We start from the raw sequence: 21,734 nt of genomic DNA, 5'->3' as shown, positions 1-21,734 counted from the left end.
AATCCTTTGAAACCGGGGCGTCATGCCCCGGTTTTCGTACCGACCCTGCAATCCGCCGCCTCGCTGTCGCCCGCCACTTCGCTCAACACCCAATCCCTGAATGCTTCGATCTTGGCGGAGCGCCTCCGGGCCTTCGGATAGACCAGCCAATAGCTCCGGTCCGTGGTAGCCAGCATATCGAACGGCTTTACCAGACGTCCCGAGGCCAGATCCTCGGGAAAGAAAAAGGGGTTGATGAGCGCGACGCCCTGGCCGGCGATAGCCGCCATGCCCTCGAGCTGCTGCACCCCCAGGGAATTGTCCGGACGTCGCGAGAGATCGACATTCGGCTCTCCTGCGGCGGTGAACCAATCCTGCCACCAGGGATCACCCGGCGAGATGAGCGGAAGCTTGAGGATGTCGATGGGCTCGCGCACGTCGACGCCTTGGAGCAGGTCCGGGCTGCAGACGGGTATGAACTGGTTGGGAAACAGAGCATGCCTCTCAAGCCCCGGCCATTCTCCCGTGCCGCTCCTGATGCCGATATCGAATTCGCTGCGAGCAAGCTCCACCATCTCGGTCGAGACCGAGATCTGAACGGCGATGTTCGGGTGAATCTGCCGGAAACGTCCCAGGCGCGGCACGAGCCAGTTGGATGCGAAGGTGGACAGGGTCGTGAGCGACAGGACCGATTGAACCGCATCTTCGACACCCGAGAACGCATTGCGCAAGGCCTCGAAGGCTTCCGTGATCGCCGGCGCGAGCTGGCGGCCCTTTGCCGTCAGCGTCACCTGTCGGGGAAGGCGATTGAACAGCGGCGCCCCGACCCGATCTTCCAGGATCTTGATCTGATAGCTCACGGCGGCCTGCGTCATTCCGAGTTCCTCGGCCGCGCGGGTAAAACTTTGATGGCGCGCCGCCGCCTCGAAGACTCTGACGGCGCTCATGGGTGGCAGTTTGGACGGTGGTCTAGGCATGACGATCCATAAGGCTACCTTATGCCAGCCCATTGGCATTCGCTTTGTCAAGGTCTCCCGACAGGTGCATCTTCACTCCCATCACCAGAGGCGCTGAAGCCCTGGCAAACCTTCACGGTAGGCTGTCATGAGATACGAAGATGCCCGCCGCCTTCGCGGCGTCGAGAACCCTTGGCTGCGGTTGAAGCTCTGGTTCCGCCCAGATTTCCGCAAGACGGCACCCATCATCCGGGACCTGGGCGCCCTATCCGATCACGAACGGCGCGACATCGGCCTGCCCGAGCCTGTCCGCTATATGGATTGGCGCGCCCTAATGGATAAGATGTAGCTCCTATCAGGACGTCAGGCGGCTGGGCTTGAGTTCACCGCTCTGTTCGAGGAGCGAATGCCCGGTCGAGGCGATATGCGCCTCGATACGCTTGAGATCGCGCACGATGTCGAGCTGAAGCGCACTGGTATCGCCGACGGCCCGTCCGGACCGGAGCTGTTCGAGGTGCTTCTGCGCGACCGCGCGCTCGAGATCCCGGAACCGCTCCTTCTCGGAGACGAGCCTTCGGGCGGAGCCCAGGTCCTGGAACATCAGGACCGATGCCGCAAGCTGCAGATGCTCCAGGAGCTTCCCGTGCATGCTGGTAATGTCTTCCAGGCTGTCCTTCGGCAGGCGCAGATGGTTCTTGATGCGTTTGGCGGCCAGTTCCATCAGGTTCTTGTCGATGATGTCGCCCACATGTTCAAGGTTGATGGCGAAGGCGAGGATGTCCGAGAGGCGCTTCGCCTCCGCCTCGCTCAAGGTCTCATGGTTGATCGAACTCAGATAGCGGCGGATCGCGCTGAACAGCCTGTCGAGCACGTCATCCGTGCGGCTCACCTGATCGACCCGGCTGATATCGTCCTCCCGGAAGAGATCCTGGGAGCTCCTCAGCATGGACTCGACGGTGTCGACCATCCGCAGGACTTCACGGGCGGCGTTTGACAGGGCCACGGACGGGGTATCGAGAGCATCCTTGTCGAGATATTGCGGCGTGCCCGGATCGGAGGCACGCAGCTTCTCCGGGAAGACCTTCAGCAGGAGATCCGCGATCCAGGGCAGCGGCAGGATGAAGAGTGCCGCGACCACGAGATTGAACAGCGTGTGGAAGTTCGCCGCCAGACGTTCCGGATGCGGGTCGAACACCGCCATGGCGGACAGGATCGGATCGATCAGCGGAAACGTCACAAGGCAGCCGATGACCCGCATGGCGAAGTTGCCGAACGGCACACGCAGTTTGACCGGATCCCCGCCGGTACCCTCCAGCAGCGGGTTGAGGGAGCTGCCGAGATTGGCGCCCAGCACCATCACCAGGGCCGAATGGGCGTCGATCACGCCTGCGCCCGCGAGCGACATGATGAAGAGCAGCGCAGCAACGCTGGAATGGGCGAGCCATGCGAAGATCGCAGACAGAAGCACCAGGATCAGCGGATCGGGCGCTATGACGGCGAGAAGGTCCTTGATGACCTTCGACGACTCGATGGGTCTGATGGTTTCGCTCAGGAGATGGAGCGACAGCAGCATCAACCCGAGGCCGATGGTCACGCGGCCGAGATCCTTGATCCGGCTCGTCCTTCCGCGGCGATAGGCAACGAAACCGCCGAAGATCAGGGCCGGGAAGATCAGCGACACGTCGAACGAAAGCACCTGTACGATGAGCGTCGTGCCCACATTCGCGCCGAGCATCACGGCCAGGGCCGGAACGATGTCGACGGCGCCGCCCGCAGTGAAGGATGCCACCATCAATGCCGTTGCCGTGCTGCTCTGAAGAACCGTCGTCACGCCGAGGCCGGCGAGGAAGGCCTGCAGGCGCGTCCGCAGCGCCATCCCGAGAATCCAGCGCAGATCGCTTCCGAACGCGCGCTGCACCCCGCTGTTGACCATGTTGATGCCCCAGAGAAGCAGGGCGATCTCACCGAAGAGGTTGATCAAGACGGAGGTTGCAGACATTCAGCCCTCTGGATTCGCGAAACAAGGCACAATTCCCCTGCTTACCCACCAAAGGCCGCGACGGCAATAAGGTTGCCGGCTAATAATGATCATGTGCCGGATTAATATTCAGAAAATCGCCTAGGAAGCGACGAGTCGCAGACCTGTCCCAAAGGAAAGGCAGAGAAGCGCAACGGACATGCGGGCATGCTCCGCCCGCTTCCGCTTGGATTGTGGGATCTTGCATTAACGCAAGAACAGCGGAGCTTTCGGCCATTATCAATTTGGCTACTCCTAACGCATGTCCTCATCCCCTAAAGGTCGTCTGCTCTTTTCTGCATATAATCGTTACGCATTGAAGGTCCTAAAAGCTAAGTTCCAGGGTGGCGGGCATTGATGGACGGGATCTCACTGGTTGGTGTGCGAGGGCGTGAGATGGGTTTGGATGATCCATTTCCAATCGAGAAATGCTCCGGACGTGTCCGGGGGGCGATCCTGGCTGAGTTCAAAGGGCGGTGCCCCACCATCCGCGAGGTCGCCAGCATCTCAGATGCCCAGTGGTTGACCGTCCCCAATATCGGCCCGACGACATTGGAGGAGTTGCGGAGCATGACGCATGCCGCACCCAATGGAGAGGAGCGACCGAACACGACGGGGATGCCGGACGGAGAATTGCTCTCGCGGCTCAATCGGCTGCAACGGGAGCTGAATATCATTGTCGCAGAAATTCGAGCCCGCCTGAGCGGCGGTGTCTCGAAGAACAACCAGTCCCGCTGAGCGTTTCAGGCAGTTCAGATTGCGAAGGAAACGACGGCCCGGGTCCCTGAATATTTCTGCTCGAACTCGATGGCGGATTGCAGATTGGATGCCATGGCCTTCACGATTTTCGTGCCAAGGCCGCTTCCCTGTACCACCCCGGTCCCCTTCCATCCGATCCCGTCATCCTCGACGATGAGCACCGCATGCCCACCGTCGGAGGACAGGGCAACCCGGATATCGCCGGCTGTGCCGGCCGGGTAGGCATATTTGAAGGCGTTCGTGACAAGCTCCGTCACGATCACGCCCACCGAGACGGCCTTGTCGGTCGGGATCGACACCGGCTGAGCCTGCAACGTGATCGTATGCTCCCGCCCGGCTGCACGCATCGCGCCTTCGAGTTCCTCCACGAGCCCTTCCAGATAAGTGTCCATCTCGACGAAGCGCACATCGTTGGAGGTGTAAAGGCGCCGGTGGATGTGCGAGATGGCCGTGATGCGGCTCTGCGTTTCGGTCAGCGTATCCCTCGCAACCGTATCGCTGCCGAGTGCCCGCTGCTGCATGGCAACGAGGGACGCGACCAGCTGCAAGCTGTTGGCGACGCGGTGATTGACCTCGCGCAGCAGCATCTCGGCCCGCTCGCGCGCCTCCCGCATCTCCCTTTCGGCGGCTTCCTTCTCTTGCCGGAGCCTCTCAGCGGCCAGAGCCTGCTCGGCTGCCGTCCGGAGGAGATCGAGGAAGACCCCGCCGACATCCTTGATCACGTAATCGGCCGCTCCCGCCTTAAGCGCCGCGACCGCGATCCTGCCTTCATCGGCTCCGGTCACGTAGACGACCGGCGGCGGGTCGGAAAGGGTTCGAATTTCGGTGAGGACCTCGAGACCTTCCTTGCCGGGCATGAAATGATCGAGAGCGACCACGTCGAACCGCTCGGCGGCAAGCCGGCTCAGCCCCTCATCGCCGCTGAGGGCATGTCTGACCTCAAAGCCATGGCGTGAGAGAGACCGCTCGACCAAGCGGCCCAGCCCATGATCGTCATCGATGTACAGAAGCCGGATCGGCGCGGATTCCGCGGCACCCGGGCTCATAGGTTTTCGGGAACCTGAATGACGGAAAGGAAGAGCCCGAGCTGGCGAATGGCCTGCGAGAAGGACTCGTATTCCACCGGCTTGGTGATGTAGACATTGGCGCCGAGATCGTAACAACGCTGCACTTCGCGCTGATCGTCGGTGGTCGTGAGTACGACAACGGGAGCACGCTTCAGCTTCTCGTCGCTTTTCAGCTTGGCGAGAATGTCGACCCCATTCATGTCCGGCAGGTTAAGGTCGAGCAAAACCAGGAACGGGCCCGCATTGCGCACTTCGTCGCTGAACAGGTGCTCCAGGGCTGCCGTCCCGCTGGCGAAGGTCCTGAGCTCATTGCACACGCCGGCCCGGCGGATGTTCTTCTCGATCAGGCGGGCATGTCCTTCGTCGTCCTCGACCATAATGATGGTAACAGGCTGTTGCTGGGGCATCAGGCGGCTTCCGAACTCATATTGGGATAGCTTGGCAGGACGACGGTGAAGGTCGAGCCTTCCCCTGGGCTTGACGATACGGAAATCGTGCCGCCGAGCCTTCGCACAAGAGCGCGCACATGCGCAAGCCCGATTCCCTCGCCCTGCTGATCCTGGACACCGGAGCGGCGGAACAGGTCGAAGATCCGTTCGAAATCCTTGGGGTCGATTCCCCGCCCGTTATCCTCGATCTCGTAGACGACGCTGGCTCCGAGATCGTGCCCCCGAACCACGATCCTGCCTGGCCGGGATGGGTCAAGATACTTCACGGCATTGTCGATGAGGTTCCCGAAGATCTGCTCGATGGCAAGCCGGTCGCTGGTGAGATCGGGAACAGGCTCCAGAAAAAGTTCTGCGCCTCGCTCGGACAATTGGTGTGCGACGCTTCGGCGCTGCGCCTCGAGCATCTGGGCCATGCTGATCGGCTCCGGTGCCAGGACCCGCCTTCCCTCCCGGGAGAGCTTCAGGATGGCCCCGATCAGCTTGTCCATCTTGACCGTCGAAGATCGGATGAAGCCGATGGCCTCCGGCAGATCGGCCTCGATGGCCTCGCGAACGGTCGGCGAGATCAAGCTGGGATCGGCCTGCTGCATATTCCTATAGAGCTGCTCGATCTGCGCTTGAACGCCTTCAAGCTCACTGGTGAACCCCATGATGTTGACGAGAGGGGCCCGCAGATCGTGGCTGACGATGTAGGCGAAGCGCTGGATTTCCTCGTTCGCCGCGTCGAGTTCCGTGACCCGCTCGGCCAGGACCGACGCCAGCCTGCGGGTTTCCGCCTCGGTACGAAGAGCGCGCTCCCGGCTCTCCCGAAGCGCATCCTGGGCCTGCTTGAAATCGTGGATGTCGGTGCAGGTTCCGAACCAGCGTTTGATAAGCCCCTCCTCGTCGCGCACCGGCTGCGCCCGGCCGAGGACCCAGCGGTACTCGCCGGAGCGATGCCTCAGTCGATACTCGATGTGATAGGGCTCACCCGTCTTCAAGCATTGGCGCCACACAGTCCATGCATGCTCCTGGTCCTCGGGATGGAACATGCCGTTCCACGCCTCGCCGTCGGTCGAGCCCTCCGGGACACCCGTATACTCATACCAGCGCTGATTGTAGTAATCGTGAAAGCCGTCGGGCTGCGTCGCCCAGATCATCTGATCGATCGAATTGGCGATGGCGCGGAACCGCTCCTCGCTTTCCCGGAGAGCCTCCTCGGTGCGCTTCTGCTCGGTAACGTCGTGCCCCTGCACGAAGATGCCGGACACCTGTCCATTGGGGTCGAAAATCGGCTGATAGACGAAATCCAGAAAGCGTTCGTCCTGAGCATCCCCGTTGCCCTGTTCCAGGAAGATGCGGATGCTTCGTCCCACGAAAGGCTGACCGCTCTTATAAACGCGGTCGAGAAGCTGGATGAAACCCTGTTCCACCACCTCCGGGAGAGCCTCGCGAACAGGCTTGCCGATAAGGTTTTCGCGGCCCACCACTTGGAGATAGGCCGTGTTGGCCATGGTGAAGACATGGTCCGGCCCGCTCAGAGCCGCCATGAACCCTGGCGCCTGCTGGAAAAGCCCCCGGAGGCGCTGCTGCTCCGCGTTGAGCACCTCGTTCGCCTGCTGGACCGCCTGGGCCCGACGGAACATGTCCGTTTCGATCAGGGCTGACGGGCCGGATGACAGGACCGTGCTCTTAGCCAGATTTCGCAGCCGATGGAGCTCCGTCACGTCGACCGTGTGCTGGAGGATGAAGGCCAATTCTCCCGCCTGGTTGAAAAGCGGCGTATGGGTGGCGCTCCAGAAGCGCTCCTCGAAGCCCTGTCCATTAGGCAAGGGAATGGCGTATTCGATTAACGATATATAGTCGGCGGACTTCTCGCGAATGACCTTGTCGAAGGAGCCGCGCAATTGCCGATGGCTCGGAGAATCCGGATCGCTCGGAAACGCATCGAACATATTGCGCCCGATCAGGTCTTCCCGCTGGCGCATGGTCGCTTTGAGGTAGGCGTCGTTCATCCCGACAATGGTGAGGGAGAGGTCGAGCAGCACATAGGGGTTGGGCGAGGCGCTGAACAGCGCTTCAAAGTTGATCGTCTTCAATCGCAATGCTGGTCAGCCGCCAGCCCCCTCGTTGATGCCGGACACAATTCGTCCAAATCTAGGCTGCTCCATGGCGAGCGCCATAGGGCCAGGTGATTCATCCGGTCTCTGTGACCGATGCGACACGCGAAGCTTGAGCGGACGCGCTCAGCTATCGTACTCGATCCGCACCCTGGCAGCCGCCTGCCGGGCTTGTTCACGCGCCTCCTCGACCGTCCGTCCGGAGGCCAGGGCGACACCCATGCGGCGATGTTTCCGGGTGGTGGGCTTCCCGAAGATGCGCACCTCCACGTCGGAATCCGCCGATCCGAGTGCGAGAGCCTCCGGCAACCCTTCGATCTTGAACCGCTCGGACTCCCGATCAGCCAGGATCACCGCCGAGGCGGTGGGGCCGTGCAGCCGGACCTGGGGGATCGGCAGGCCGAGGATGGCGCGGGCATGAAGATCGAATTCCGACAGGTTCTGAGAGAGAAGCGTCACAAGCCCCGTATCGTGCGGACGCGGCGAGAGCTCGGAGAAGATTACCTCGTGGCGGGGGACGAAGAACTCGACCCCGAAGATGCCGTCCCCGCCGAGATTGTCGACAACCTTCCGGGCCATGTCCTTAGCTTCCCAGAGCAGCTTCTCGGTCATGGGAGTCGGCTGCCAGGATTCCTGATAATCGCCCCGCTCCTGACGGTGACCGATGGGCTCGCAGAACGAGACGCCCTCACGGGAGCGGATCGTCAGGAGGGTGATTTCGTACTCGAACGCGATGAACTCCTCGACGATCACCTTCTTCCGGTCTCCGCGCATGTTCGCCACGGCGTCGCTCCAGGCCTGTTCCAGCTGGTCGGCGGTGCGCACCGTGCTCTGCCCCTTGCCCGAAGACGACATGACGGGCTTGATCACGCAGGGCAGGCCCGTGTGCTCGGCCCCTGCCCTGACTTCCTCCAGGCTCTCCGCATAACGGTACTTCGAGGTGCGCAGGCCGAGTTCGGTCGCGGCAAGCTCCCGGATCCGGTCGCGGTTCATGGTCAGCGAGGCGGCCCGGGCGGAAGGAACGACCGTGAAGCCCTTGTCCTCGAAATCCTGCAGCACTTCGGTGCGGATCGCCTCGATCTCCGGAACAATGAAATCGGGCCGGTGCTTCTCGATAGCGCGTTCGAGAGCTTCCGCGTCGAGCATGGAGAAGACCTCGGCCTCGTCCGCAACCTGCATGGCGGGAGCGCCGGGATAGCTGTCGCAGGCCACCACATGGCAACCATAGCGCTTGGCCGAGATCACGAACTCCTTGCCGAGTTCGCCCGATCCGAGGAGAAGAATCTTGGCTGTGAACACGGGAATGCCTTTCCTTAGGGGCGGGCTGCGACGCCCGGTTGGCAACTTGCCAAGCTCATGTTCCAGATAGGAGCCGATGAGCCATTGCTGAAGGCCATCAATGGCCGACCGGCATGGCGCGGTCGAGTCCCGGCGCCGTCAACTCGATCATCGATGGGCTTTATTCACATAGATTGGCGCCGATCCAGGCGCCCGGCAAAAATGGGCTGCTTTCCGCATTTTCGCCGCGCCTCATGGATCAAGTCACCATCGGGTCGCGTTCAGGATCATGGACAGGATTTCAGCCTCGCTTGCGCTGAATGCAGCCCTGCCGTCTCAATCGCGCATTACGCAATCGGAAGATCAATGGGTTAAGGGGTCTGCCCAGGAGAAGTCCAATGCTAGCGAAAAAGAGATCGTCCGAAGGCCGGAACCGGCGTGTGACCCGCGTGGAACCCCCAGTTCTCGAGGAGGCGATCATCGCGGCCCAGGGCCTTACGGATGATATCGAGAGCCAGGTCGAGATTGCCGCGCAGCTTATGGGGCTTCCTGAGGACGAGGTGCGTCCCGTCGTGCTGAAGTCGGCGCCCCTACCCCGCCGGTCCGAGCGGCTTCCCGAGCGCGTGCTGATGCCCGAGCGGGCGGACGGGCCGAAGGTCGTGGTGGTCGAGCGCAAGCGCCCGCGCCTCGTCATGCCGAGATAATTCCCTTATCGTCTTGATCCCATCTGGGCGCGCCGGTCGCGACAGGCAGTCCTTTCGCATCCTCACCACCGCCGCCCGCGGGATTGTTGGACCATGGTCAAAGGTATCGTTCTCGCTTTTCTTGCCTTTGCCGTCTTCGCCTGGGGCGACGCGGTGGTAAAAGAGATCGGCCATGGTCTCGACCCCTTCGAGGTGACATTCTTCGGGTACCTCATCCCATTTCTCCTCTCGCCGGTCTTCATGAAACCCGGCGACAGACTCGTCGACCTCGTGCGATGGAAAAGGCCCTGGCTCATGGGACTGCGGGTGTTCCTGATCGCCATCACGACGCCGCTCAGCGTCATGGCCTTCCGGAGCCTGCCCTTCGCCGAAGCGTTCGCCCTTTTATTCCTGATGCCGAGCCTCGTGACGATCCTGTCGATCTTCATCCTGAAGGAGCATGTCAGGTGGCGCCGCGGCCTTGCCGTCTGCGCCGCCTTCATCGGCGTCCTGATCATCGTTCGCCCCGGATTCAAGGAACTTCTGCCCGGCCACATGGCTGCGCTCGCGGGAGCTCTGTGCGCGGCGGGCGGCGTCATCACGGGCAGGATGATCGGACATACGGAGAAGCGTTTCACCCTGATTGGAACCGTCTTCCTGGCGACGACCGCCATCGCCGGCATCCTGATGATCCCGGGGTTCGCCTGGCCGGCGAGCCATCAATGGGTGCTGTTGCTCGCCTTTGCCGCAACCGCCTTCGTCGCCCAGGCCCTGTTCATCATCGCGACCCAATACGCCCCGGCTGATCGCCTGGGAGCAGCCCAGTACAGCCAGATCCTCTGGGCCCTGGCCATCGGCGCGCTGTTCTTCGACGAATGGCCCGATGCCATGGCTCTGGTCGGCATCTTCATCGTCGTGGCCGCCGGCCTGTTTATCTTCGCGCGGGAGCAGACCCTCAAGCGCGACCAGCCGCCGGATCCGGCTCCGGCCGGGTCGGCCCCGACCGAGAGCGTCGCCTCTCCTCTGTCGCGTTCGTGATCCCGAGGGTGCGACTTCTGCGCCTGCGGTCGTTTTCTCCAGCCTCAGGCCGCCCTATCTCCGCCTCCCTAGGGCTCTGATCGCTCGATCGTCGAGCCGGAGCCTGGGACCGGCAGGATGGCTCGTTTGGCAGGCGCATATATCAACCGGATCGGCACCGCCGTGCCGCAGCACGATGTTCATCAGACTTTCATCGGTTTCGTCGACCAGTTCCTGCCGGAGCGGAAAGACAAGCTGATCTTCAGGCGAATGGTCCAGCGCTCCGGGATCGAACATCGCTACTCGACTCTCCCCCCAAGCGAGAATCTGGAGGCCTCGGCCGACCAGGACGGCTTTTTCCGGCCGGGACAGTTCGCCGGGACGGGCGCCCGCATGAAGCGCTTCGAGAGCCATGCAGTCGATCTCGCGCAGCAGGCCATCGAGGCTCTCGATCTGAACGAGGGTCTCGCCTCGATTACCCATATGGTCGTCGCCTCCTGCACGGGGTTCACGGCACCGGGCCTCGACCAGCAGATCATGGAGAGGCTGGGGCTCGATCCGTCCATCGAGCGGACCATGGTGGGTTTCATGGGCTGCGCCGCCGCCGTCAATGCCCTGAAGGTTGCCCATCACATCGTCCGCTCGGAGCCGAGAGCCAAGGTTCTGGTCGTCAATCTCGAACTCTGCACGCTCCACCTTCAGGAGACCTCCGACATCGAGGTGATCCTCAGTGCCCTGCTCTTCGGTGACGGATGCGCGGCAAGTCTCGTTTCGGCCGATCCGACCGGCATCGCGCTCAAGGATTTCCGCGTCGCGACGATCCCCGATACCCAGGATCTCATCACCTGGCGTATCGGCGATGCTGGCTTCGAGATGAGCCTGTCCGGCGAAGTTCCTCAGCAGATCACCAGGGCCCTTCGCCATGAGGCCACCCGAAACGACGAGGGCGGCATTCTGCGCGGACAGCACAAGGACGATTTCGATCTTTGGGCCGTTCATGCGGGCGGAAGAACGATCCTCGACGCGGTCGAACAGGGCCTCGACCTCGAACCCGACGCTTTGAACTGGTCCCGCGGTGTCCTGCGGGATTTCGGCAACATGTCCTCCGCCACGCTGATGTTCGTTCTTGGTCGCATCATGCAGGATGCTCCCCGGAATTCGAACGGGTTCGGCATGGCCTTCGGACCGGGTCTCGTGGCCGAAACCTTCCGCTTCACCCTTGCCGAATAGAGGCTTCCATGAGCCGGAGTTTTGCCGAGCGAAGCCCAGAGACGGAGTGGATGGACACCGAGTCCATCAGCCTGGAGGATTACCGCGCCTGCCTGAGGGATCTGGCCGCGGTCAACGTCGTGACCATGACCCACGGTCCTGTCCTGAAATGGCTCGACCACGCCACCCGCCAGTTGGATCCCCATGATCGCGTGACGGTTCTCGACGTTGGATACGGCTACGGCGATTTGCTGCGACGGATCCATGCCTGGAGCCGCCGCCGGAACCGGCCCGTCGATCTGGTCGGCGTCGATCTCAATCCCATGAGCGAGCCGATCGCCCGCGCCGCAACACCTCCCGGTGTTTCCATCGACTTCCGAACCGGCAATGTCTTCGACTTCAAGCCCGAGAAACCCATCGACTTCATCATCTGCTCGCAGACGACCCATCACATGACGAATGTCGAGCTTGCGGACTTTATCCGATGGATGGAGCGGGTCGCGACCCGCGGCTGGTTCATCGCGGACTTGTACCGTCACCCGATCCCATTTCATTTCTTCCGCGCCCTATCCTGGGCGGCCCGTTGGCATCGCTTCGTCCGGCACGACGGCCCGATCTCGATTGCCCGCAGTTTTCGCCGGAAGGACTGGGAGACGATCCTGGCTTCGGCCGGTCTCGAGCAAGGTGCGGTCCGAATCCGCTGGTATCCATCCTTCCGCCTCTGCGTGAGCCGGCTGAAATGAGCGGCGGCTCCCAGGAGGAAGTCGTTGTCGTCGGGGGCGGCCTTGCCGGCGCGTCGGCTGCCAGCATCCTCGCCGGCGCCGGCCGGTCCGTCCTCGTGATTGAGCGCGATGCCGAAGCCCGGCACAAGGTCTGCGGCGAGTTCCTGAGCATCGAGGCTCAAGCCTATCTGGCCCATCTCGGCATCGACCTCGATGCTCTTGGAGCATGCCGTATCTCGCGCCTGCGCCTCGTCCGGAAGCGCACGCTGATCGAAGTCGGCTTGCCTTTCGTCGCCAGGGGGTTGTCTCGCAAGGTTCTGGACGAGGCTTTGCTGCAGCAGGCCGAAGCTCACGGAGCGCGGATCTTCAGAGGTCAGGTCGTGCGGTCCATTTCGGCCGATCATCCAGAGATCCACATCGATATGGGACCGGACGGCGTCCTCGTGGCGGACAGCGTTTTTCTGGCAAGCGGCAAGCATGATGTCAGAGGGGTGAAACGGGCATCGTCCGGTGCCATGAACGACCTCATCGGCTTCAAGCTGCATTATCGCTTGACGCCGAATGAGCAGCGTAATCTCGGCGGGGCCGTCGAAGTGGTCCTCTTCGGCGGCGGTTATGCCGGGCTTCAGATGGTGGAGCGGGATATCGCGAATCTCTGCCTCGTCGTTTCCCGACATCGCTTCGAACAGGTCGGGAAAAGCTGGGGCGACCTTCTCAACTTCATCACCGATGAATGCCCGCATCTCGGCGAACGTCTGCAAAACGCCGAGCCGCTCTTCGAGCGCCCCCTGTCGATCTTCCAAATTCCCTATGGTTTTCTCCACGCGCCTGATCGATGCGAACCGCTGGGCTTGTTCCGTCTCGGCGACCAGATCGGCGTCATTCCGTCCTTCACCGGTGAGGGCATGTCGATTGCCCTGCACAGCGGATGCCTCGCCGCATCGGTCTACCTCGATCAGGGCCGAGCGGCCGCCATCTACCACCACCGGATCCGGTCCGACATCCGCCACTCGATCCGGCTGGCCTCAGTCCTGAACCAGGCCGTGCGGCACGCAGCCGGTCAGCAGGCGATCTTTCAGCTCTTGCGCCTTTGGCCTGCCGCCATGGGGCATGTCACGACCCTGACCCGCGTACAGGAGGCCTCCATGCACAAAGTGCTCGTTGCGCCATGATCCTCTCCAGAGAGGTCCAGTCACCCGCCTCCGTCGCGGATCATTACGACGAGCTCGATCCGTTCTATCGCGAGATCTGGGGCGAGCACGTCCACCATGGGCTCTGGACGACCGGGCAGGAAACCTCGCAGCAGGCTGTCGAAGGCCTGATCGCGCATCTGGCCGACACATTGGCGCTCGAACCGGGACAGCACGTCTGTGATATCGGCTGCGGCTATGGCGCCACGGCGGAATGGCTTGCGGGACATTACGGCGTTCGCGTCACCGGCATTACGCTCTCGGCAGCCCAGCTCCGCCAAGCGGAGATGCGCGCGGCCCGCTCGCCCTTGCTCCATTTCATCCGTCAGGACTGGCTCTCGAACACATTCGGGGATGGCACCTTCGATCATGTGTTCGCCATCGAGAGTTCCGAGCACATGCCCGACAAGCAGCGCTTCTTCGATGAGGCCTACCGGACCCTTCGCCCCGGCGGTCGGCTTGCCGTCTATGTTTGGCTGGCCCGGGAAAAGGCCGGGCCATGGGCGGAACGGTTTCTCCTCGAACCGATCTGCCGCGAAGGCCGTCTGCCTGGAATGGGGACGGTTGCGGAGTATCGCGCCTGGGCTGGAAATGCCGGGTTCGAGGTCGATGGCATTGAAGATCTTAGCGCAAAAGTGAAGCGCACCTGGACGCTCTGCGCCGGGCGCCTGGTGAAGAAGCTCGTCACCCAGGCACGTTATCGACGCTATCTGCTCGATGCGCGCTCCAGGAACCGCATCTTCGCCTTGAGCCTTCCGCGCATCTGGCTCGCCTATGCGACGGGATCGATGATCTATGGACTCCTGACGGCGTACAAGCCGCTGGGCACCACCTGACCTCAGCGTTTCCGCACGGCCCCGGCGAGGAGTTCCGCCGTGTCGGCGGCTCCCATAGCACTGGCCAGTGCCTCGGCCGTAAGGCCGCTGGCATCCTTTGCCATGAGATCCGCGCCTCTGGCGAGGAGCGCATCGACGATTCCGACACGGTTGAACATGGCGGCGATCATGAGCGGGGTCTTTCCGCCTTCACTCCGGCCGTCAGGATCCGCGCCTTCGTCCAGAAGACACTGAACCGTCGCCATGTCACCCTTGAAGGCGGCGCCCGCGAGCGGTGTCTGTCCGCGATCGTTGGCGAGTTCCGGGTCCGCGCCATGCGACAGGAGAACCCGCACGGTGTCGACATGGCCATGATAGCTCGCGAGCATCAGGAGCGAGTCGCCCTTCTCGTTGCGCAGGTTCGGTGGCAGCCCCATGCGCAGCAATTCCCCGAGTTCCTGCGCCTGCCCGGCCCTGGCATGCTGGAAGACCCGCTGCGCAAAGGCGATGGTTTCCTCGTCCAGTTCCGGCTTGGGCGGTTCATTCTGCATCGCACACTCCAGCGGCCTCAAAAAGACGCCAACGTCCGGGCGAGAAGATCGAGGGCGGACGATCCGTCGACACCTGTGGCGACTTGAACCGGAGTTCCGCTCTCATCGACCGTCAACGCCCCCGCCTGCTCGGTGGATCCGGTGCTCACTTTCAGGCGCAGATCCTCCAGGCGGAAGAGGTCCGGCGCCAGCGCGAACAGCATGACGCAGGGGTCATGAAGCGGACGGCTCTCCTGATGGGTCGAGGTCTCGAAATAGGACTCGATCAGATCGGCGACCATTGAGGCGAGCGGCTTCCCGGAGGCCGACAGGGTCGCCGTGAATTCCCGCGTGGCGCGGACCCGGCGCGTGACGTCCAGCGGAACCAGCACCAGGGGAAGCCCGGATGACACGACCACGTCCGCCGCCTCCGGATCGGCCCAGAGATTGAACTCGGAACGCGGTCCCACGTTGCCCGCCTCGTAGATCACGCCGCCCATGGCGATGATCCGTCCGATCCGCTTGGCAGCATCCGGATTGTCGAGAACGAGTCGGGCGATGTTCGTGAGCGGTCCAAGGGCGAAGATGTCGACGGTGCCGGCCGGTTCTTTGAGCAGGAGTGCCCCCAGCCATTCGACTGCAGATCGGCTTTCCGGCTGCCGTGCAGGAGCGGGCAACCCGACTCCGCCGATACCGTCCTTTCCGTGCAGGTTCAAGGGTTCGGGTCCCGGCCGTAACAACGGCGCAGCCGCACCCTTGAACACCGGAATGTCCTCCCGACCGGCAAAGGCGAGCAACCGGCCCGCATTGCGTGTCGTCGTTTCGATGCCGATGTTCCCCGCGACGGTCGTGACGCCCGCAATCGAAAATTCGGGCGAGGCCAGCGCAAGAAGAATGCCGATGGCATCGTCGATGCCGGGATCCGTATCGATGACGATTTTCCGGGGTTTTACGTGAGGCATGACGGGGCTAGAAACCTTGCAGTGAGTCCATGCCGCCGCTTATCCGACATCGGACCGAATTTGACCATAGCCGCAGGTGCACTGTGACCCCATCAGTCTCGCTTCCCGACGATCTCCTGGTGAATGCCGAGGACGAGGTTCGCATCCGGCAGGATCTCGTTCTGGTCGCTCTCGGCAAGCGGCCTGCCGATATGCTGTTGCGTGTGAGACGCCTGCTCGACGTTCATACACGCACTTGGCTTAAGGACCAGGAGATCGCCATCCGCGGCCGCCGCATCGCCTGGACAGGGCCTGCCGGAACCTATCCCGGAACGGCTGTCGCCCATGCCGACAGGAGCGACCTTTCGGCTGTCCCCGGCTTCGGCGAGGTGCACAAGCATATCGAGAGCTCGCATGTCACACCGGAATTCGAAGCTGCGCTCGTGCTGCCGCGCGGCAATACCTGGACCTGCGAGGCGAGCCATGAATTCTCGAACGTGGAAGGCCCGAACAACCTCGAATTCTGGCTGACCTCTCGTCGTCATGGCTCGCCGATGAAAATCTTCCCCCTGCCCGGCTCGGCGGTTCCGCCGACCGCCTATGAATGGGGCGGCGGGGATTACGGGGATGACGAGCAAGCGGGCTTCATGAAAGAGAGCCTCATGGTCGCGGGCCTCGACGAGGTGATGGATTGGCCCGCCGTGTGGAACCCGGAGAATCCGTCGCACAAGCGGCTCTGGGGCATGATCCAGGCCACGTTCGAGAAGCGTGGCGTGGTGGAAGGCCACGGTGCGGGCCTGCGCGATCTCGATTCCATCAACGCCTTCGCGGCCGCCGGTCTTGCTGCCGACCATGAGGGTTGGACGGCCGAGGAGGTCTGGGACAAGCTGCGCCATGGCGTCTTCATCGAGATCAGGCCGCATTCGATGCCGGAGATCATTTCCGGCCTTCTCCAGCGTGGTCTCTCGGACTGGTCGCAGGTGGCCTTCGCCACGGACGACCGGAGCGCATCGGACACGCTGCGGATGGGCGCGACGGACTACAATGTCCGACTTGCCATCGAATCGGGCCTTACGCCGGAGATCGCGATCCAGTGCGTGACCATCAACCCGGCCCGCCATATGCGCCTGACGCCCTGGGTCGGCAGCATCGCCCCGGGGCGTTTCGCCGATATCGTGCTGCTCGACGATGTAACGACGCTCTCGATTGCCGAGGTCTGGGCGGACGGGAAGCCCGTATCCAAGGGCACGGACTACCTCGGGCCAATACCCTCCATCGACTGGCCGGATTGGGCTTCGAAGACCGTCAACATCCGGCGAAGGATAGAGCCTCAGGATTTCGCCATCGCGTCGAAGTCAGGTCGGAGCACGATGCAGGCTGCGCTGTTGCGCCCGTTCCACTGGCACGATGATTTCATCACCATGGAACTGCCTGTCGAGAACGGCGAGGTCCAGCGTGATCCGGCGCGAAACATCACGAAATTCGCCATCGTCGACCGCTTCTCAGGCGAAGGGCGCATCTCCCGCATGTTCTGGCTCGGCTGCGGCCCGAAGACACCGGACACCGCCGTCGGCTGCACGGTCGCTCACGACAAGCACAATCTCTGGATCGTCGGCTCGTCGGACGAGGCCATGGCCATGGTGGCGAACCGGGTGGCGGAGATCGGCGGAGGCTGGGTGCTCGTCAGCGGCGGCAAGGTCGTGGCCGAGGTGCGCTACGAGATCGGCGGCCTGATGACCAGGCGTCCTGCGGCGGAACTCGACGCCGAGATGCAGCGGCTCTATGCGGCGGCGGAAAAGATCGAGTGGCTCTATGAGCCGACCTTCTCGCCGCGCTGGTTTCCGGGCTTTCCGGAGCGGCTGCAATTCGCCACCCTCACCTGCGCGCCCTGGCGCTGGGTTCTGGTCGCGCCGTGCGAGGCCGCTCCGCAGGGCTTCGTGAACGTGGCGACTGGACAGACGCACCCGGTCGTCTGGTAGGGATCACCCGGCGGCGTCGATCCTGGCCATCTCGGCCTTGAACGCCGTCGCGATCTGGCCCGCATCGCGCAGGATCTTCCTGCGTTCCAGGCTCTCGACGTTGCGCCCCCGCATGATCCAGCGTCCGCCGACCATCACGTCCCGCACGTCGACCGGCATCGCGGAGAACACGAGCGTGGCGTAGATGTCGTAGACCGGCTGCATGCGCGGAGCCGACAGGTCGATGCGGATGAGGTCGGCCTGCTTGCCCGGCTCGAGCGAGCCGATGCGGCTGTCGAGGCCGAGCACCTGAGCGCCTTCCAGAGTCGCCATGCGGATAACCTGAGCGGCCGGCATGGGCTTGCGGCTATGGCCGAGCAGCTTCTGGAACATGGAGACGGGGCCGAACTGGCTGAACAGGTCGAGGGTGTTGCCGCTCATCGGCCCGTCGGTGGCGATGCCGACCTTGATACCGGCGGCGCGCATGGCCTCGACGGGCGCGATGCCGCGCCCCGCCTTCGCGTTCGAGCGGGCATTGTGGGCCACCCGCACATCCGCCTTCGCCATCCGCTCGATCTCGAACGGATCGATATGCAGGCAATGCGCGGCGATCAGGCCCGGGCGCAGCAGCCCCGCTTTCTCGACGACACCAACAGGCCGGAGACCGTGGTTCTTCCGGCACCATTCCATCTCGCTGTCCATCTCGGCGAGGTGGAGCTGCACCGGAACGTCCGGATGGGCCTCCGCCCAAAGGGCGACCCGGGCCATCACGTCGATGTCGGTCGAATAGGGAGCGTGTGGCGCGATGGACGGCACGATCCGCTCATGGCCGGAGAACTCGGCGACGAGTTCCTCGACGAGGGCGAAGCCCTGATCGATGCTCTTGTGATCCGGCGGGTCGAAGGTCGCGAGGGTCTGGCCGACCACGCCGCGCAAACCGGCCTGATCCAGGGCCCGCCCGACCTCCGTCTCGTAATAGTACATGTCGGCGATGGTGGTGACGCCGGCCTCGATGGATTCGAGCGCTCCGAGAAGCGTGCCCACGCGCACCATCTCGGGCGAGACGAACTTGCGCTCCATGGGCAGAACATAACGAAACAACCGGTCGTCCACGTCTTCGCCGAGACCGCGGAACAAGGTCATCGCCAGATGGGCATGGGGATTGACCATGCCGGGCATGATCACATCGCCATCCACGTCGATGATTTCGGCGTCATCGATCCGCGGCGGCTCGCCGGAGCCGACGGCCTGAATCGAGCCGTTCTCGACATGAACCCATCCCCGATCGATGACACTCATGGCCTCGTCAATTGGGAGCAGGCAGGCATTCTGGATGAGGATCGCAGCCATCGTCAGTCTACCTCGGACGCCAGGATCGTGCATTGCTCCGGCACCGGCACGAGCTTCACATTGCTGCCCGATTTCAACGGGTTCGTGAGGCTGCCATTGGCGATGAGGGGACCGGCCGCCGTCTCGCACTGATATTGATAGGCGCGGCCGAGATAGGTTCGCAAACCCAGCCGAGCCGATAGTCCATCGGCAGTTGCATCGGCCGAAACCATCAGGCCATCGGGCCGCGTGGCGAGCAGGAACGTATCGGGAATGGCGCCGAACAGGCTTTGCGAAAGGCGCAGCCGCATCCCGGCGGCTTCCACCGTCACCTCGTCGCCGTCCCGCGCCACCACCTTGAACGGAATGACGTTCTCGAAACCGACGAAACGGGCCACGAAGGTATTGGCCGGGCGCCTGTAGAGTACCTCCGGCCTGTCGAACTGCATGAGCCGCCCGGCATTCATGATGGCGACCCGGTCGGAGATCGAGAACGCCTCCTCCTGGTCGTGCGTGACATAGACCGAGGTCGTACCGTTGGCGCGTTGCAGCTGGCGGATCTCGACGCGCATGTCGACCCTGAGCTTGGCGTCGAGGTTGGAGAGCGGCTCGTCGAACATCAGAAGCGGCGGCTCGATCACGAGGGCTCGCGCGAGCGCCACGCGCTGCTTCTGCCCGCCCGAGAGGGCTCCCGGCGCGCGATCGGCCAGGGCTGCGAGCCCGACGCGCTCCAGCATGGCGACAGCCCGCTTGCGGCGCTCGGCCGGGGCAATGCCCCGCTGCTTGAGGCCGAAGGCCACGTTATCGAGGACCGACAGATGCGGGAACAGGGCATAGTTCTGGAAGACGAGGCCGATGTCGCGCTTATGGGTCGGCAGCCGCGTCAGGTCGCGCCCGCCCAGCGAAATCGATCCGCTGGTCGGCGACAGGAACCCGGCGATGAGGCGCAGGGTGGTGGTCTTGCCGCAGCCGCTGGCTCCGAGAAGCGACACGAGTTCGCCTGCCTGGACCGAGAGCGAAAGGTCTTCGAGAACCTTGGTCGTTCCGTAATGGGCGGAAACGGCGTTGATATCGAGAGGCTGTGTCACGGCAAATTACTTCGCAAGAAAGGTGAGGCCGAGTGTCCGCTCGACGATGGCCATGACGGCCACGGTGAGGAACATCAGAAGGACGGAGACGGACGCGACGGTCGGGTCGAAGAACTGCTCCACATGCGCCAGGATCTGGATCGGCAGGGTGCTGATGCCCGGTCCGGTCAGGAAGAGAGATACCGACACGTCGTTGAGCGACGTGATGAAGGCGAGAATGAACGCCGCAATCACCCCTCCCCTGACATTCGGCAGGACAATGGTGAAGAAGGTCTTCACCGGCGCGCTGCCGAGGCTGATCGCAGCCTCCTCGATGGAAAAGTCGAAGGATGCTAGGCTGGCGCTGATCACCCGTACCACATAGGGCAGCACGATGAGCGTGTGCCCGATGAGCAGCGCCAGGAAGATCGGCGCTCCCGTGCCGACCGTGAACGATTTCAGCAGGGCGAAGCCGAATACGATCTCGGGTACCAGGATCGGCAGCACGAACAGGGTGCCGAGCCATTTCGGCAGCTCGACCCGGAATCGGTTGAGGGCATAGGCGGCCGGAATGCCGATCAGGAGCGCGATCATCGTGCCCAGGAAGGCGATCTGCAGGCTGGTGACGATGGTCCGCCGGAAAGCGCTGATCTCGAAGATGTTCGTGAACCAGCGCAAGGACAGCCCCTGCGGCGGGAAGGTCAGGTATGTCGTGTCGCTCAGCGCCGCGCCGACCACGATGACGAGCGGCACCATCAGGAAGAGATAGACCAGTGCCGTGACGACAATGAGGAGGGGATGAGGTCTGTAGGACATCACGTGGCCATGGGGTTGATGCGGCGGGCGATGTGGCTCATGGCGAGGACGATGGTGATGGTGATCACCGTCATGATCGCCGCGATGGTCGAGGCGCCGACCCAGTCGAAAGACACCATGGCGCGCTGCTGAAGCAGCGTCGCGAGAACGGTCTGGCGTTCACCGCCGAGAAGCTGCGGAGTGGCGTAGGCTGTGAAGCTGCCGGTGAAGACCAGCACGGCGCCGACGATGAGCCCCGGCACCGCGAGCGGCATCAACACCTGCCAGAAGGTCGCCACAGGCGAGGCGCCGAGGGACGAGGATGCCTGAAGCACGTCCTTCGGAATGTTCTCCAGGACGCCCACCAGCGACAGGACCATGAGCGGCACGAAGAGATACACCATGCCGACGATGACGGCGCCTTGCGTATAGAGCATCTCGAGCGGCTCGTTGATGATGCCGAGCGCCAGAAGGGTCTGGTTCAGGATGCCGTTGCGGCCCAGGATGATGAGCCACGCAAAGGCACGGACCACGACGCCGGTGAGGAGCGGAAAGACCGCCGCGACGATGAGCAGGCTCTTCACCTTGCCCGGCGCCCGCGACACCACATAGGCCGTCATGAAGCCGAAGATCAGGGAGATGACCGTCGTCAGGGCCGAAATCTGCAGCGTCCGGAACAGGACGGTCGTGCGGAAGCCGCTGTTGAAATAGGAGATGTAGGGAGCAAAGACCCCACGAGGATCCATGAACGTCCCGGCGATCACAGCCCCGATGGGCACGACCAGGAAACCGATCACGGCGAAAGTGGCAGGCGCGGTCAGCGCCCACCCGGTTGCGCCGCTCGGGCGCCAGAAATGTCTTGCTGTCATGATGG

At 63.1% G+C, this 21,734-nt stretch carries 21 protein-coding genes; 9 read left to right on the top strand and 12 right to left on the bottom strand.

From position 1 onward, the window contains the following. Positions 1-20 precede the first annotated feature (20 nt). Positions 21-956, bottom strand: coding sequence for a transcriptional regulator GcvA (gene gcvA, locus H0S73_RS12685; protein WP_181052504.1), 936 nt, complete (start codon positions 954-956; stop codon positions 21-23). A 127-nt stretch (positions 957-1,083) separates the two neighbouring features. Here gcvA and H0S73_RS12680 point away from each other — a divergent pair, with 127 nt between their 5' ends. Then, the gene (locus H0S73_RS12680) at positions 1,084-1,284 is read left to right on the top strand and encodes a hypothetical protein (protein ID WP_181052503.1); all 201 of its coding nucleotides are present in this window, start codon (positions 1,084-1,086) and stop codon (positions 1,282-1,284) included. Between the two features lie 6 nt (positions 1,285-1,290). Here the strand turns inward: H0S73_RS12680 and H0S73_RS12675 are convergent, their stop codons facing one another. After that, a complete protein-coding gene (locus tag H0S73_RS12675; protein WP_181052502.1) occupies positions 1,291-2,934 on the bottom strand; it encodes a Na/Pi cotransporter family protein in 1,644 nt (547 codons plus the stop codon). 414 nt (positions 2,935-3,348) lie between these two features. Between H0S73_RS12675 and H0S73_RS12670 the strand changes: the two genes are divergently transcribed. Then, positions 3,349-3,690 carry a hypothetical protein gene (locus H0S73_RS12670; protein ID WP_181052501.1) on the top strand — a complete coding sequence of 114 codons (342 nt, stop codon included), beginning with the start codon at positions 3,349-3,351 and terminating at the stop codon, positions 3,688-3,690. A gap of 14 nt (positions 3,691-3,704) precedes the next feature. Here H0S73_RS12670 and H0S73_RS12665 read toward each other — a convergent pair whose 3' ends face one another. From H0S73_RS12665 to purT, 4 genes are all read right to left on the bottom strand, one after another. Beyond that, on the bottom strand, positions 3,705-4,757 hold the full coding sequence (locus H0S73_RS12665) for a sensor histidine kinase (RefSeq protein ID WP_181052500.1): 1,053 nt from the start codon (positions 4,755-4,757) through the stop codon (positions 3,705-3,707). Beyond that, entirely contained in the window at positions 4,754-5,185 is a 432-nt protein-coding gene (locus H0S73_RS12660) for a response regulator (protein ID WP_181052499.1), read from the bottom strand. The genes H0S73_RS12665 and H0S73_RS12660 overlap by 4 nt, the downstream gene beginning before the upstream one ends. Beyond that, complete coding sequence (locus tag H0S73_RS12655) at positions 5,185-7,305, bottom strand: PAS domain-containing protein (RefSeq protein WP_181052498.1); 2,121 nt, start codon at positions 7,303-7,305, stop codon at positions 5,185-5,187. The genes H0S73_RS12660 and H0S73_RS12655 overlap by 1 nt, the downstream gene beginning before the upstream one ends. Before the next feature lie 147 nt (positions 7,306-7,452). After that, complete coding sequence (gene purT, locus H0S73_RS12650; RefSeq protein ID WP_181052497.1) at positions 7,453-8,625, bottom strand: formate-dependent phosphoribosylglycinamide formyltransferase; 1,173 nt, start codon at positions 8,623-8,625, stop codon at positions 7,453-7,455. 377 nt (positions 8,626-9,002) lie between these two features. On the opposite strand from purT, the gene H0S73_RS12645 reads away from it, so the two are divergent. The 6 genes from H0S73_RS12645 (at position 9,003) to H0S73_RS12620 (ending at position 14,261) form a co-directional block, all read left to right on the top strand. Then, a complete protein-coding gene (locus H0S73_RS12645) occupies positions 9,003-9,308 on the top strand; it encodes a hypothetical protein (RefSeq protein WP_181052496.1) in 306 nt (101 codons plus the stop codon). Between the two features lie 93 nt (positions 9,309-9,401). After that, entirely contained in the window at positions 9,402-10,325 is a 924-nt protein-coding gene (locus tag H0S73_RS12640) for a DMT family transporter (protein ID WP_181052495.1), read from the top strand. 117 nt (positions 10,326-10,442) lie between these two features. After that, on the top strand, positions 10,443-11,534 hold the full coding sequence (locus H0S73_RS12635; protein ID WP_181052494.1) for a type III polyketide synthase: 1,092 nt from the start codon (positions 10,443-10,445) through the stop codon (positions 11,532-11,534). A gap of 50 nt (positions 11,535-11,584) precedes the next feature. After that, positions 11,585-12,256 carry a methyltransferase domain-containing protein gene (locus H0S73_RS12630; protein WP_202049804.1) on the top strand — a complete coding sequence of 224 codons (672 nt, stop codon included), beginning with the start codon at positions 11,585-11,587 and terminating at the stop codon, positions 12,254-12,256. Then, positions 12,253-13,407 carry an NAD(P)/FAD-dependent oxidoreductase gene (locus tag H0S73_RS12625; RefSeq protein WP_181052492.1) on the top strand — a complete coding sequence of 385 codons (1,155 nt, stop codon included), beginning with the start codon at positions 12,253-12,255 and terminating at the stop codon, positions 13,405-13,407. The genes H0S73_RS12630 and H0S73_RS12625 overlap by 4 nt, the downstream gene beginning before the upstream one ends. Continuing rightward, positions 13,404-14,261, top strand: a complete 858-nt coding sequence (locus tag H0S73_RS12620) for a class I SAM-dependent methyltransferase (RefSeq protein WP_181052491.1) — start codon at positions 13,404-13,406, stop codon at positions 14,259-14,261. Before H0S73_RS12625 ends, H0S73_RS12620 begins: the two co-directional genes overlap by 4 nt. A gap of 2 nt (positions 14,262-14,263) precedes the next feature. Here H0S73_RS12620 and H0S73_RS12615 read toward each other — a convergent pair whose 3' ends face one another. Both H0S73_RS12615 and H0S73_RS12610 read right to left on the bottom strand, forming a co-directional pair. Next, positions 14,264-14,791 carry an ankyrin repeat domain-containing protein gene (locus H0S73_RS12615; protein WP_181052490.1) on the bottom strand — a complete coding sequence of 176 codons (528 nt, stop codon included), beginning with the start codon at positions 14,789-14,791 and terminating at the stop codon, positions 14,264-14,266. 17 nt (positions 14,792-14,808) lie between these two features. After that, a complete protein-coding gene (locus H0S73_RS12610; protein WP_181052489.1) occupies positions 14,809-15,732 on the bottom strand; it encodes a nucleoside hydrolase in 924 nt (307 codons plus the stop codon). A gap of 83 nt (positions 15,733-15,815) precedes the next feature. Between H0S73_RS12610 and H0S73_RS12605 the strand changes: the two genes are divergently transcribed. Next, positions 15,816-17,690 carry an adenine deaminase C-terminal domain-containing protein gene (locus tag H0S73_RS12605; protein WP_181052488.1) on the top strand — a complete coding sequence of 625 codons (1,875 nt, stop codon included), beginning with the start codon at positions 15,816-15,818 and terminating at the stop codon, positions 17,688-17,690. A gap of 3 nt (positions 17,691-17,693) precedes the next feature. On the opposite strand, the gene H0S73_RS12600 is transcribed toward H0S73_RS12605, so the two are convergent. Genes H0S73_RS12600 through H0S73_RS12585 form a run of 4 tightly spaced genes read right to left on the bottom strand, consistent with a single transcriptional unit; the run spans position 17,694 to position 21,729 of the window. Next, entirely contained in the window at positions 17,694-19,019 is a 1,326-nt protein-coding gene (locus tag H0S73_RS12600; RefSeq protein WP_181052487.1) for an amidohydrolase family protein, read from the bottom strand. A 2-nt stretch (positions 19,020-19,021) separates the two neighbouring features. After that, a complete protein-coding gene (locus H0S73_RS12595) occupies positions 19,022-20,086 on the bottom strand; it encodes an ATP-binding cassette domain-containing protein (RefSeq protein WP_181052486.1) in 1,065 nt (354 codons plus the stop codon). Between the two features lie 6 nt (positions 20,087-20,092). Continuing rightward, entirely contained in the window at positions 20,093-20,884 is a 792-nt protein-coding gene (locus H0S73_RS12590; RefSeq protein ID WP_181052485.1) for an ABC transporter permease subunit, read from the bottom strand. Beyond that, the gene (locus tag H0S73_RS12585) at positions 20,881-21,729 is read right to left on the bottom strand and encodes an ABC transporter permease (RefSeq protein ID WP_181052484.1); all 849 of its coding nucleotides are present in this window, start codon (positions 21,727-21,729) and stop codon (positions 20,881-20,883) included. The genes H0S73_RS12590 and H0S73_RS12585 overlap by 4 nt, the downstream gene beginning before the upstream one ends. Positions 21,730-21,734: the final 5 nt, after the last annotated feature.

It is taken from the genome of Microvirga mediterraneensis, from assembly GCF_013520865.1.
In the GTDB taxonomy this organism is placed as follows: domain Bacteria; phylum Pseudomonadota; class Alphaproteobacteria; order Rhizobiales; family Beijerinckiaceae; genus Microvirga; species Microvirga mediterraneensis.
This window is presented reverse-complemented; position numbering and strand designations above follow the sequence as displayed.

Excerpts from the sequence above, each read along its gene's own strand:
- gcvA (WP_181052504.1), bottom strand. The coding sequence starts at position 956 with ATGCCTAGACCACCGTCCAAACTGCCACCCATGAGCGCCGTCAGAGTC.
- H0S73_RS12680 (WP_181052503.1), top strand. The coding sequence starts at position 1,084 with ATGAGATACGAAGATGCCCGCCGCCTTCGCGGCGTCGAGAACCCTTGG.
- H0S73_RS12675 (WP_181052502.1), bottom strand. The coding sequence starts at position 2,934 with ATGTCTGCAACCTCCGTCTTGATCAACCTCTTCGGTGAGATCGCCCTG.
- H0S73_RS12670 (WP_181052501.1), top strand. The coding sequence starts at position 3,349 with ATGGGTTTGGATGATCCATTTCCAATCGAGAAATGCTCCGGACGTGTC.
- H0S73_RS12665 (WP_181052500.1), bottom strand. The coding sequence starts at position 4,757 with ATGAGCCCGGGTGCCGCGGAATCCGCGCCGATCCGGCTTCTGTACATC.
- H0S73_RS12660 (WP_181052499.1), bottom strand. The coding sequence starts at position 5,185 with ATGCCCCAGCAACAGCCTGTTACCATCATTATGGTCGAGGACGACGAA.
- H0S73_RS12645 (WP_181052496.1), top strand. The coding sequence starts at position 9,003 with ATGCTAGCGAAAAAGAGATCGTCCGAAGGCCGGAACCGGCGTGTGACC.
- H0S73_RS12640 (WP_181052495.1), top strand. The coding sequence starts at position 9,402 with ATGGTCAAAGGTATCGTTCTCGCTTTTCTTGCCTTTGCCGTCTTCGCC.
- H0S73_RS12635 (WP_181052494.1), top strand. The coding sequence starts at position 10,443 with ATGGCTCGTTTGGCAGGCGCATATATCAACCGGATCGGCACCGCCGTG.
- H0S73_RS12630 (WP_202049804.1), top strand. The coding sequence starts at position 11,585 with ATGGACACCGAGTCCATCAGCCTGGAGGATTACCGCGCCTGCCTGAGG.
- H0S73_RS12625 (WP_181052492.1), top strand. The coding sequence starts at position 12,253 with ATGAGCGGCGGCTCCCAGGAGGAAGTCGTTGTCGTCGGGGGCGGCCTT.
- H0S73_RS12620 (WP_181052491.1), top strand. The coding sequence starts at position 13,404 with ATGATCCTCTCCAGAGAGGTCCAGTCACCCGCCTCCGTCGCGGATCAT.
- H0S73_RS12615 (WP_181052490.1), bottom strand. The coding sequence starts at position 14,791 with ATGCAGAATGAACCGCCCAAGCCGGAACTGGACGAGGAAACCATCGCC.
- H0S73_RS12610 (WP_181052489.1), bottom strand. The coding sequence starts at position 15,732 with ATGCCTCACGTAAAACCCCGGAAAATCGTCATCGATACGGATCCCGGC.
- H0S73_RS12600 (WP_181052487.1), bottom strand. The coding sequence starts at position 19,019 with ATGGCTGCGATCCTCATCCAGAATGCCTGCCTGCTCCCAATTGACGAG.
- H0S73_RS12585 (WP_181052484.1), bottom strand. The coding sequence starts at position 21,729 with ATGACAGCAAGACATTTCTGGCGCCCGAGCGGCGCAACCGGGTGGGCG.